Raw genomic sequence first — 11,621 nt, 5'->3', positions numbered from 1 at the left:
ACTAACGCAGGAGCGGTCGAATGAACTGATAGACAGCATGATTCACAGAGCTGTCACCGAGGATTCTCACCAGCGTCTTACATATTGCTCGATCAGGTCGCCTTCGCGGCGGCAGCGTAGATATCGACACACCCCTGGCCAGGGGAATCGACACCTTCACGCTTCAGCGTACGAGCGACTTGACCGAGGCCGGTAGTTGGCGCACGCTCTTGTACGGTCCGACGACGGCTGCCCCGAACGGCCTGGACAGCAGCACCCGAGCAACCTCGCGTACCTCGTCGTTGGTGACCTGATCGATCCGTGCGAGTGTGTCGGTGATGTCGTGATGGTTGCCGTAGTTGAGTTCACTTCGCCCGATACGGTTCATTCGCGATCCGGAATCTTCCAGTCCGAGAACCAATCCGCCACGCAGAGAGCCTTTCGCCCTGGCGCACTCGTCGTCACTGATTCCGTCGGAGGCAACGCTTGCGAGCACCTCCCGCACAACCGTCGTCACTTCCGCAAGATTCTCCGGTTGGCATCCCGCGTATACCGAGAACGCGCCCGAGTCCGCGAAGGTATCGACCGAGGAGTACACCGAATACGCCAACCCTCGTTCCTCACGAATCTCCTGAAACAATCGCGAGGACAAACCGCCGCCCACAGCGGTGTTCAGGACCGACAGTGCCCACCGATGACCCTCGTGTCGACCGAACGCCCGAACCCCGAGGGACAAGTGCGCTTGCTCACTGTCCCGAGCGATGAATCTCAACTCGGGCCGAGTACGCAGCCGCATTCCCCCTTCACGCCGGGGCACCGAGGTGACTCCCGACTCGAGGTGACCGGCGAATGCCCGCTTGGCCATAGCCACGGTCCGACGATGATCGACATTTCCCGCTACTGCGACGACCATGCGCTCGGGTGTGTAACGACGCGTGTGGAACGAGCGCAGCTGAGATCGAGTCATCGCCTCGATCGACTCCACGGTTCCGATCACCGGTCGCCCGACGGGATGATCGCCGAACATTGCTTCGAGGAACAGATCCCCCAGTAGGTCTTCGGGATCGTCGTCGCGCATCGATATCTCCTCGAGCACCACTTGACGCTCGACATCGACATCGGCTGTGCGACAACGCCCCCGCAGGACCACGTCGCTGACCAAGTCGATGGCCATACCGAGGTCCTCGTCGAGCACGTGCGCATAGAAGCACGTACTTTCCTTCGAGGTGAACGCGTTGAGTTCGCCGCCCACGCCATCCATCACTTGAGCGATTTCGAGTGCTGATCGTGTGGGCGTCGACTTGAACAACAGGTGCTCGAGAAAGTGCGCTGCACCGGCAACGCTGGGCTGTTCGTCGCGCGAACCGACACCGACCCAGACACCGACGGACGCCGAACGTACGCCGGGAACGAATTCGGTGACTACGCGAAGACCACCGGGCAGCGTTGTTCGCCGAACGCCCTGCGACTGCTCGGTGTGATCCGAAACGGCCGAACGGTACGTCCCGAGGGGACGTACCGTTCGGTCCTGAGTCTTCTTACTCAGCGGGTGACTCCGTCGGGACGTCCACTGCCACAGCGGCGTTGTCGTCCTCGACCGGTACGAGGCTGATCTTGCCGCGGTTGTCGATGTCGGCGATCTCGACGCGAAGCTTCGAGCCGACGCTGACGACATCTTCGACCTTGTTGATCCGCTTGCCACTACCCAGCTTGGAGATGTGAACAAGGCCGTCGCGACCCGGAAGCAACGAGACGAATGCACCGAAAGCTGTTGTCTTGACAACAGTTCCGAGGAAACGCTCGCCGACCTTCGGCAGCTGCGGATTGGCGATGGCGTTGATCATATCGATCGCAGCCTGCGCGGACGGGCCGTCCGCTGCACCGACGTAGACAGTGCCGTCATCTTCGATGGAGATGTTGGCACCGGTCTGCTCGGTGATCGAGTTGATCATCTTGCCCTTGGGTCCGATGACCTCGCCGATCTTGTCGACGGGGACCTTGATCGCCGTGACACGAGGCGCGTAGGGGCTCATCTCGTCAGGGGTGTCGATGGCTTCCGCCATGACCTCGAGGATCGTCGTACGAGCATCCTTGGCCTGCGACAGTGCGCCGGCGAGGACCTTAGACGGGATTCCGTCGAGCTTCGTGTCGAGCTGAAGCGCCGTGACGAAGTCCTTGGTTCCGGCGACCTTGAAGTCCATGTCGCCGAAGGCATCTTCGGCACCGAGGATGTCGGTGAGCGCAACGTAGCGAGTCTCGCCGTCGACCTCGTCGGAGACGAGACCCATGGCGATACCGGCAACCGGCGCACGCAACGGCACACCGGCGTTGAGCAGCGACAGAGTCGCGGCACATACCGAGCCCATCGACGTGGAGCCGTTCGAGCTCAGCGCCTCGGATACCTGGCGGATTGCGTACGGGAACTCCGCCTGGCTCGGGAGCACCGGCAACAGTGCACGCTCGGCGAGCGCTCCGTGTCCGATCTCGCGACGCTTCGGCGAACCGACGCGTCCCGTTTCACCGGTCGAGTACGGCGGGAAATTGTAATGATGCATGTAACGCTTGCTGGTCTCGGGCCCGAGGGAGTCGACCTGCTGCGCCATCTTGACCATGTCCAGCGTCGTGATGCCCAGGATCTGGGTCTCGCCACGCTCGAACAGGGCACTGCCGTGTGTGCGCGGAACGATCGCGACCTCTGCCGACAACGAACGGATGTCGGTGACACCGCGGCCGTCGATACGGAAGTGATCGGTCAGGATCCGCTGGCGGACAGACTTCTTGGTGAGGGCGCGGAACGCGGCGCCGATCTCCTTCTCGCGGCCTTCGAACTTGTCGGAAACCTGCGCGAGGATCTGAGCCTTGACTTCGTCGAGCTTGGCCTCACGCTCGGCCTTGCCTGCGATGGTCAATGCTTCGTTCAGGGGGATCTTCGCAGCGGACTCGACGGCCTCGAAGACGTCAGACTGGTACGCCGGGAACACCGGGTAGTCGCCGGTCGGCTTGGAAGCATTGGCTGCCAGCTCCTGCTGCGCGGTGCACAGAGCAGCGATGAACGGCTTGGATGCTTCGATGCCCTCGGCAACGACTGCCTCGTTGGGGGCGGTGGCGCCACCTTCGATGAGTTCGATGACGTTTTCGGTTGCTTCTGCCTCGACCATCATGATCGCAACATCGGCGTCAGCACCCGAGCCCGAGACGATGCGGCCGGCGACGACCATGTTGAACACGGCCTTCTCGAGCTGCTCGTTGGTGGGGAATGCAACCCACTGCTTACCGATCAACGCGACGCGGACGCCACCGATCGGGCCGGAGAACGGCAGGCCGGCGATCTGCGTGGACGCAGACGCAGCGTTGATCGCGACGACATCGTAGAGATCCGCCGGATTGAGGCTCAGGACGGTGATGACGACCTGGATCTCGTTGCGGAGTCCGTCGACGAACGTCGGACGCAGCGGGCGGTCGATGAGGCGGCAGGTCAGGATCGCGTCCGTCGACGGGCGACCTTCGCGTCGGAAGAACGATCCGGGGATGCGTCCTGCTGCGTACATGCGCTCTTCGACATCCACCGTCAGTGGGAAGAAGTCGAATCCTTCGCGGGGGTGCTTGCCTGCCGTGGTGGCCGACAGCAACATCGTGTCTTCGTCGAGGTACGCCGCGACAGCGCCTGCTGCTTGCTGCGCGAGCCGACCGGTCTCGAATCGGATCGTTCGCTTGCCGAACGTGCCGTTGTCGATGATGGCGGTAGCTTCGAAGATGCCCTCTTCGGCATCCAACGTTGTGGTTTCGGTCATTCTTTTCTTCTCGTCCTCTCGTCTTTGCCGTGCCTACTGAACCTTCTGTCGATTTCTCGGGAACCTCGTGTTCCTTCGAACTCCGACAGCGGTGCGAGCGGAGGCGGCCATCGATCGAAGCCGGCCGGACACTTGCCCGACAGGCCACTACCGAAGACCGACGCCACGTCGCCTCAGGCGCACACGGCGATATGCGAATGCCCATGCACTCGCAGTGTTGCTGGTCTATCTGTACTTCGGGTCATACAACTTCGGGTCATACACAGATAGCCAACGAGGACAGTCTAAGCACTGCCTCGTTGGCTTCTGCACTATTGCGGCGACCGCGCACTAGAGCGGGCACGTCGACGTCGAATTAGCGACGCAGACCCAAACGCTCGATCAGCGAGCGGTAGCGGGTGACGTCCACCTTGGCGATGTACTTGAGCAGGCGACGACGACGTCCGACCAGCAGCAACAGGCCGCGGCGGGAGTGGTGGTCATGCTTGTGCATCTTCAGGTGCTCGGTGAGATCGACGATGCGCTTGGTGAGCATCGCGACCTGAGCCTCGGGTGAACCCGTATCGGTCGGGTGCAAGCCGTACTCGCCGAGAACGGTCTTCTTCTGTTCGGTGGTCAATGCCACTGGTACTACTCCTGATCACTGACGTCCGCGTGAAAGGGAATTCGAGTGCTCTCGCATGCGAGATACCGAATCGGGTGCAGCCACCACGGACCGCAGCATGCACCAACGTAGGAGACTACCAGGGCTCGAGTTGCGACAGAATCGAGCGGGCTCTATCGGAGTCTCGTCCCATTTCCGCGATCAAGTCCTCGACCGAATCGAACTTCTCCATACCTCGGAGTCGTTCGACGAAATCCACTGCCACATGCTGGCCGTACAGGTCCGCGTTGCTGTCGAGAACGAATGCTTCCACGGTGCGCGTTCTCCCCGAGAACGTGGGGTTGGTCCCGACGGACACCGCGGCCGGTTGCCGTTTGCCCGGCGTCACGGTACCGATCATCGCGCCAGGACCGAGGACGGTGAACCAGGCTGCGTACACACCGTCGGCGGGAATCGCCGAATGCATGGGGGGTGCCACGTTCGCGGTCGGGTAGCCCAGCTGGCGACCTCTGCCGTCGCCGTGCACGACGACACCTTCCACCCGATGCGCACGACCGAGGGCCAGCGAAGCCGCAGCGACATCGCCGGCATCGACGCACGAGCGGATGTAAGTGGACGAGAACGTGACCGCGTGTTCCGCCAGAAGGCTCACGCCGTCGACCGCGAATCCAAATCTCTCGCCGACCGCACGAAGCAGATCCACATTGCCCAACGCCTTCTTGCCGAACGTGAAGTTGTCCCCCACGACCACCTCGGCGACGTGAAGGCGCTCGACCAGAATTTCGTGGACGTAGCGCTCCGGGGTGAGCTTCATCAGTTCGGGCGTGAACGGCATGACGAAAAACACGTCTACACCGAGCTCCTCGGCAAGCTCGGCCCGTCTGGTCAGCGTCGTCAGTTGCGCGGGATGCGTCCCAGGCCGGACCACTTCCATCGGATGTGGATCGAATGTCATGAGCACACTGGGAATTCCGCGTTCCCGCGCAGACTTCACCGCGCGGCTGATCAGTTGCGCGTGCCCCCTGTGCACGCCATCGAAAACACCGATCGTGAGAACACAACGGCCCCAGTCGGCAGGTACATCGTCGAGACCTCGCCATCTCTGCACGAGGGGAAGCCTACGGGCCCCCGAGTTCGGGGTCACTTTCGGATCGGTGTGTCGCTCGACTCAGGTATGGACAAACATATCCGCGTTCTGTCAATATTTCGGTGTGCCAAACTTATTTCTTCGCCAGGGGAGATTTTCGATGATGCCCACGTTGAGCCTTGTCACAGCCGTGGTCATGTCGGTCGGCGCGCTCGCGGGATGCGCTAGAAGTGTCGGTGACGAGAACACTGCCATCACCGAGGACTCCCGCCCGTTGGTCCTCACGACATTCACTGTTCTCGCCGACATGGCTCGCAACGTGGCAGGCGATCATCTCCTCGTCGAGTCGATCACCAAGGTGGGCGCAGAAATTCACGGCTACGAACCGACCCCCGGCGATCTCCGTACCGCCGAACAAGCCGAACTGATCCTCGACAACGGTCTGGGATTGGAATCGTGGTTCGAGAAGTTCGTCGAACGCGTCCCCGCCCCACATGCAGTGGTGAGTGACGGCGTGGAACCTGTCTACATCCGTGCCGACGCATATGCGGGGAAATCCAATCCACACGCGTGGATGTCACCGAAGGTCGCGGAGGTCTACGTCGACAACATCGCATCCGCATTCGTCGATCTCGACCCACTGCACGCCGAGGACTATCGCGCCAACGCCGAGTCCTACAAAGCTCAGCTTCGAGAGGTCGGCAACCGACTCCGCGCCGACCTCGACACACTGCCGCCCAACGAACGCGCAGTGGTCTCGTGTGAGGGCGCATTCAGCTACCTCGCACGCGACTTCGACCTTCAAGAGGCATATCTATGGCCGGTGAACGCCGAACAGGAGGGCACCCCCAAACAGGTCGTCGCAACCATCGACTTCGTTCGAGACAACGACGTACCGGCGGTGTTCTGCGAGTCGACGGTGTCCGACAAAGCGCAGCGACAGGTCGCCGAGGACACTGGTGCGCGATTCGGCGGCACCCTCTTCGTCGATTCGCTGAGCGAGGAGGGTGGACCCGTTCCCACCTACCTGGACCTACTGACCTACGACGCCCGCACCATCACCGATGCGTTACTGGGGACACGACGATGAACACGAAGCCCGCTGCACTGACAGTCACCGGCGTCGGCGTTCGGTATCGAGACATCACCGCACTAGTCGACGCGTCGCTGACGCTCGAGGCCGGTCGCGTCTGCGGCCTCGTGGGAATGAACGGGTCCGGGAAGTCGACACTGTTCAAAGCCGTCATGGGTGTAGTGCGACCGGACACCGGCACCATCTCCATCTTCGGCGGAGCCCCTGCCGATGCACGCAAGGCCGGCACGGTCAGCTACGTGCCGCAGAGCGAGACAGTGGACTGGTCATTCCCGATCAGCGTCCGCGACGTCGTCATGATGGGCCGCTACGGGAAACAGAACTGGATGCGAAGTCCGCGCAGCCGCGATCGCTCGGCGGTGGAGAACGCGATCGATCGAGTCGACCTGACCGAACTGGCCGACCGCCAGATCGGTCAACTGTCGGGTGGCCAGCGCAAGCGGGCGTTCGTTGCCAGAGCCATCGCCCAGGAAGCCTCGCTACTGCTCCTCGACGAGCCTTTCGCCGGGGTCGACAAGCGAACCGAAGCCACGATCACCAGATTGCTGCGTGAGCTCACCGCGGCAGGCGCTTCGGTACTCGTGTCCACGCACGATCTCCACGCGCTGCCGGACCTCTGCGACGAGGCGGTCCTGCTGCAGCAACGAGTGTTGATGCACGGAAGACCTGAGGAGGTGCTGAAACCGGAGAACCTTGCATTGGCCTTCGGCATCGATCCACTTTCACGCACTACTTCCCGCACGTCGGAAGCGAGCTGATCATGGACTTCGTCGACTTCTTCGTCGAACCATTGCAGTACACATTCATGCAACGGGCCATGCTCGTGACGGTCACCGCGTCCATCGTCTGTGCCGTACTCAGTTGCTGGTTGGTGCTCATCGGCTGGTCGTTGATGGGCGACGCGGTCTCGCACGCGGTTCTGCCTGGCGTCGCACTCTCATATCTGCTCGGCGCCCCCTTCGCAATCGGGGCACTGTTGTTCGCGCTCGTCGCCGTCGGCGCTATCGGTCTCGTCCGCAACACCACTCTGGTCAAGGAGGACGCGGCCATCGGCGTCGTCTTCACGACATTGTTCGCACTCGGAGTCGTGCTGATCTCGAAGTTCCCGAGCCAGATCGACCTGAACCACATCCTCTTCGGCAATCTCCTCGGGGTATCGCAATCGGACATGCTGCAAGTGTTCATCCTCGGCGGTCTCGCGCTGCTGGTGATGGTCCTCAAGCGTCGCGACTTCACGCTGTTCGCCTTCGATCGGACGCAAGCGCGTGCGGTGGGTATCTCGCCCACAGTCATCTCGGCGACGATGCTGACTTTGCTCGCGTTGACGACGGTCGTCGCACTCCAAGCAGTCGGCGTCATTCTCGTCGTCGCGATGCTGATCACACCGGGAGCGACGGCATATCTGTTGACCAATCGTTTCCGTCGGATGCTCGTTGTCGCACCGAGCATCGCCGTCGGCTGCGCGATAGTCGGCATCTATGTGAGCTTCTATCTCGACGTGTCCTCGGGCGGCACCGTCGTGTTGTCGCAGGGCTTCGTGTTCATCCTCGCCTATCTCTTCAGCCCGTCGCAGGGGTTGATCACCCGCTATTTCCGACGCTCCGACGACGTGGCGGCGAGCCAACCGGCGGGAAGCTAAGCTCATCGCGTGGTGGAGCGAATGGTCAGCCCGAACACCGGCGGCAAAAACACTGCGGGTAACAAGAGCACTGCGGGTAACAAGAGCACTGCAGGTAACAAGGCTGCAGCAGACAACCTCGCGGAAGAACTGCAGCTGTCGGCTGTCGCGCAGGACTATCTCAAAGTGATCTGGACTGCCGGCGAGTGGACCGAGGACGCCGTCAGTACCAAGATGCTGTCCGAACGCATCGGCGTCTCCGCCTCGACAGTGTCCGAGGCGATCCGCAAGCTGGCCGATCAAGGCATGGTCGACCACGCTCGTTACGGGGCTATCTCTCTCACCCCTAGGGGACGCACCGCGGCCATTGCGATGGTTCGACGTCACCGACTGATCGAGACCTATCTCGTGCAAGAACTCGGCTACGGCTGGGACGAAGTGCACGACGAGGCAGAAATACTCGAACATGCGGTCTCGGACCTGATGATGTCGCGGATAGACGCGAAACTGGGCTTCCCTGAACGTGATCCACACGGTGACCCGATTCCGTCGGTGGACGGCGACATAGCGTCACCCGAGGCCACACGCCTGAGCGACTACGCAGACGGCCAACGCGGGCTGGTCGCCCGGATTTCCGATTCCGATCCGGCGATGCTGCGCTACTTCGACTCGGTGGGCATCACGCTCGATCTGCCGATCGCCGTCCTCGAGCGACGCGACTACGCAGGAACGGTGGAGATCGAATTGGACCATCACGGTGCCGACAAGGGTGTCATCGATCTCGGTCAACGTGCAGCCGAAGCGATCTGGATGATCCCGACCCGCTAGTGACCGCGCAAGGTTGCCGGGCGAACGACCAGCACCGAGCTTGCGCGCTTACCTTTTTCCTGCAGCAGAGCGATCGTGTGCCCCGATGGGTCGATTGCTGCATACACGCCATCGATCCCCACGGGATCCAACCATCTCCCCTGGCTGACCGATTCCGCTTCTTCGGCGTCGAGCTGCCGGTGCGGAAAAGCAGTGCGCGCAGCCTCGTCGATGTCCAGGCTGACCCCAGGGTTCTCCGCGAGCTGGTCGAGGGTACGAGCATGCTCCAAAGTGAACGGGCCCACTCGCGTGCGCCGCAGCACGGTCAGGTGGCCGCCGACACCGAGAGCGGCACCGAGGTCGCGCGCGAGCGCTCGAATGTAGGTTCCAGAAGAGCATTCGACGTCGACATCGAGATCTACGAAACCGGTATCGGGCACGTCTCGCCGGGCAAGTAGGTCGAACCTCGTCACGCTGACCTTTCGAGCAGGCAAGGTGAACTCTTCACCTGCACGTATCAGCTTGTGGGCACGTTGCCCATCCACCTTGATCGCGCTCACACTCGCCGGAATCTGCTCGATGTCACCGGACAGTAGCGCGATCTGCTCTCGAAGCGCCGAATCGCTCACCTCGTGCGCCGACGCATCCGCGATGGTCTCACCCTCGGCATCGTCGGTGGTGGTACTACGCCCGAGTCGGATCGTTGCCGTGTATTCCTTGGTGGTCAACGCGAGAAGCCCCAGCATCTTCGTGGCGCGTTCGATCCCGAGGACGAGCACACCGGTGGCCATCGGGTCGAGCGTGCCCGCATGCCCCACCTTCCGAGTGTGCAGAAGTTTGCGACAGGAGGCGACGACGTCATGGCTGGTGACCCCTGGTCCCTTGTCCACGATCAACAACCCGGCACCGACGAGGCCGGAGGACAGCTTTCCGCGTGAAGACACGAGAGTTCATTGTGCCAGGCGGCTTCTGCGCCGCGTGGATCGCTAGGTCACTGCGATGGCGGTGACGATCAGACCGTCGGAGACGAGCCATCGGCCATCGAACGAAGTCAGTGGCGGACCGTCGATGGTTTCACCGGACACGAGGAGTCGAGAATGGAAGGTTCCGGAGACGTCGCCCCCGGAACCGGTGCGATCGAACGTGATGTGCGCATCCTCGAAACCCAACCATCGACCGGTCAATGGTTCCCACGCCTTGTACGTCGCTTCCTTGGCGCAGAACAGCAAACGATCCCAGTGCACGTCCGTATCGGCGGACGCGGTGCGTAGCCATATTCGTTCGGCCTCGAGACTGACGGCATCGAGAACCCCGTCGGGTAGTGCATCGTGTGGTTCGGCATCGATTCCGACGGAACGAACCTGCATCGAATACGCCACGACTGCACCACGGTATCCGTCGCAATGCGTCAGGCTCCCGACCACTCCCCTCGGCCATTGCGGGGCGCCCGAACTCCCTCGCATGATCGGCGCTGGATCCACACCCAGCTTGCCCATCGCCAGGCGGGCGCAGTGGCGCGCAGAGCTGAACTCACGTTTGCGCTTGTCCACGGCCTTGGCGACCAGATGAGCTTCGAGCGGATGCGGTTCCAACCCCGGCGGGTCGGCGAACAATTCGGCGGCGACGACGCCATTGGGAAGAATCGACTCGATCACTGCTCAGACCTCATCTTCTCGACTTCGGCTTCCATCTCGGGTGTCACCGTGAAGTGTCCGCCCCACTTGTTCAAGGTGCCCTCGGGATACTCCGGCACGGGGAGTATCTGTCTGAGCACGTTGTCGGGCAACCCCCGCCGCTGCCATTCGCGTGGATATCCGACCGAGACTTCCTCGAAGCGCACCCCGTCGTAGTACGTCGTACGAGGGATATGAAGGTGCCCGTACACCGCGCACAGGGCGTTGTAGCGCGTATGCCAGTCGGCGGTCAGAGTGGAACCGCACCACAACGCGAACTCCGGATAGAAGAGCACCTCGGTGGGCTGTCGCACCAGCGGAAAATGGTTGATCAACACCGTAGGGATCGACGGATCGAGGGCGTCGAGTCTGGTCCTGGTGCTTTCGATGCGAGCTCGACACCATGCGTCTCGGCTGGCGTACGGCTCACACGAGAGCAAGAACTCGTCGGTGGCGACGACATTCTTCTCTCGCGCGATCGCAAGCCCGTGTTCCTTGTCCACGGCCCCACGAGGGAGAAACGAGTAGTCGTACAGCAAGAACATCGGCACCAGCGTCGCCGGTCCGCCTTCGCCCTCCCACAGCAGATAGGGGTCCTCGGGCGTGACGACGTCGATCTCACGGCACAGATTGACCAGGTACTCATAGCGCGCAGCACCGTGAATTTGCACTGGATCTTTGACCGTCGTCCACAGTTCGTGGTTGCCGGGTACCCAGATGACCTTGGCGAATCGACTTCGGAGCAACTCGAGTGCCCACTTGATGTCGTCGGTTTTCTCCGAAACGTCTCCCGCGACGATCAACCAATCTTCTGGTGACTCGGGATGAATATCCTCGGTGACCGGACGATTTCCTCGGTGACCGATGTGGATGTCACTCACTGCCCAGAGCTTTGCTGTCACAGGCCGTGTTCCTTCCCGATGAAATGATCTTCTGATCTGGTTGTCGATTCGGTCGACAACCAACACC

General features: G+C 61.9%; 11 protein-coding genes. 4 read left to right on the top strand and 7 right to left on the bottom strand.

Translation table 11 applies throughout. The features are described from left to right. Positions 1-163: 163 nt before the first annotated feature. The 4 genes from O1W68_RS11450 to O1W68_RS11435 all read right to left on the bottom strand — a co-directional run bounded on the left by O1W68_RS11450 (position 164) and on the right by O1W68_RS11435 (position 5,482). Positions 164-1,423 carry a M16 family metallopeptidase gene (locus O1W68_RS11450; protein ID WP_136172363.1) on the bottom strand — a complete coding sequence of 420 codons (1,260 nt, stop codon included), beginning with the start codon at positions 1,421-1,423 and terminating at the stop codon, positions 164-166. A gap of 94 nt (positions 1,424-1,517) precedes the next feature. Further along, the gene (locus tag O1W68_RS11445; protein ID WP_269303599.1) at positions 1,518-3,770 is read right to left on the bottom strand and encodes a polyribonucleotide nucleotidyltransferase; all 2,253 of its coding nucleotides are present in this window, start codon (positions 3,768-3,770) and stop codon (positions 1,518-1,520) included. 355 nt (positions 3,771-4,125) lie between these two features. Next, entirely contained in the window at positions 4,126-4,395 is a 270-nt protein-coding gene (gene rpsO / locus O1W68_RS11440; protein WP_084348655.1) for a 30S ribosomal protein S15, read from the bottom strand. 115 nt (positions 4,396-4,510) lie between these two features. Then, entirely contained in the window at positions 4,511-5,482 is a 972-nt protein-coding gene (locus tag O1W68_RS11435) for a bifunctional riboflavin kinase/FAD synthetase (RefSeq protein ID WP_269303598.1), read from the bottom strand. A gap of 139 nt (positions 5,483-5,621) precedes the next feature. Here O1W68_RS11435 and O1W68_RS11430 point away from each other — a divergent pair, with 139 nt between their 5' ends. Genes O1W68_RS11430 through O1W68_RS11415 form a run of 4 tightly spaced genes read left to right on the top strand, consistent with a single transcriptional unit; the run spans position 5,622 to position 9,000 of the window. Further along, positions 5,622-6,551, top strand: coding sequence for a metal ABC transporter substrate-binding protein (locus O1W68_RS11430; protein ID WP_442972331.1), 930 nt, complete (start codon positions 5,622-5,624; stop codon positions 6,549-6,551). Continuing rightward, on the top strand, positions 6,548-7,312 hold the full coding sequence (locus tag O1W68_RS11425) for a metal ABC transporter ATP-binding protein (RefSeq protein ID WP_269303597.1): 765 nt from the start codon (positions 6,548-6,550) through the stop codon (positions 7,310-7,312). Before O1W68_RS11430 ends, O1W68_RS11425 begins: the two co-directional genes overlap by 4 nt. Positions 7,313-7,314: 2 nt before the next feature. Beyond that, entirely contained in the window at positions 7,315-8,193 is an 879-nt protein-coding gene (locus O1W68_RS11420; RefSeq protein ID WP_269303595.1) for a metal ABC transporter permease, read from the top strand. 21 nt (positions 8,194-8,214) lie between these two features. Further along, a complete protein-coding gene (locus tag O1W68_RS11415; RefSeq protein WP_269303773.1) occupies positions 8,215-9,000 on the top strand; it encodes a metal-dependent transcriptional regulator in 786 nt (261 codons plus the stop codon). Here O1W68_RS11415 and truB read toward each other — a convergent pair. From truB to O1W68_RS11400, 3 genes are read right to left on the bottom strand one after another with little or no spacing between them, the layout of a single operon-like run. Continuing rightward, positions 8,997-9,923, bottom strand: a complete 927-nt coding sequence (gene truB / locus O1W68_RS11410; RefSeq protein ID WP_269303593.1) for a tRNA pseudouridine(55) synthase TruB — start codon at positions 9,921-9,923, stop codon at positions 8,997-8,999. The two genes, O1W68_RS11415 and truB, sit on opposite strands and share 4 nt — an antisense overlap. A gap of 42 nt (positions 9,924-9,965) precedes the next feature. After that, the gene (npt, locus tag O1W68_RS11405) at positions 9,966-10,634 is read right to left on the bottom strand and encodes a 4'-phosphopantetheinyl transferase Npt (RefSeq protein WP_269303591.1); all 669 of its coding nucleotides are present in this window, start codon (positions 10,632-10,634) and stop codon (positions 9,966-9,968) included. Further along, positions 10,631-11,554 carry a metallophosphoesterase family protein gene (locus O1W68_RS11400; protein ID WP_269303589.1) on the bottom strand — a complete coding sequence of 308 codons (924 nt, stop codon included), beginning with the start codon at positions 11,552-11,554 and terminating at the stop codon, positions 10,631-10,633. Before O1W68_RS11400 ends, npt begins: the two co-directional genes overlap by 4 nt. Between the last annotated feature and the right edge of the window lie 67 nt (positions 11,555-11,621).

The sequence above is a fragment of the Rhodococcus sp. H36-A4 genome, from assembly GCF_027158005.1.
In the GTDB taxonomy this organism is placed as follows: Bacteria; Actinomycetota; Actinomycetes; order Mycobacteriales; family Mycobacteriaceae; genus Rhodococcoides.
Note: the sequence above shows the minus strand (reverse complement) of the source record. Positions and strands in the feature narration are given on the sequence as shown.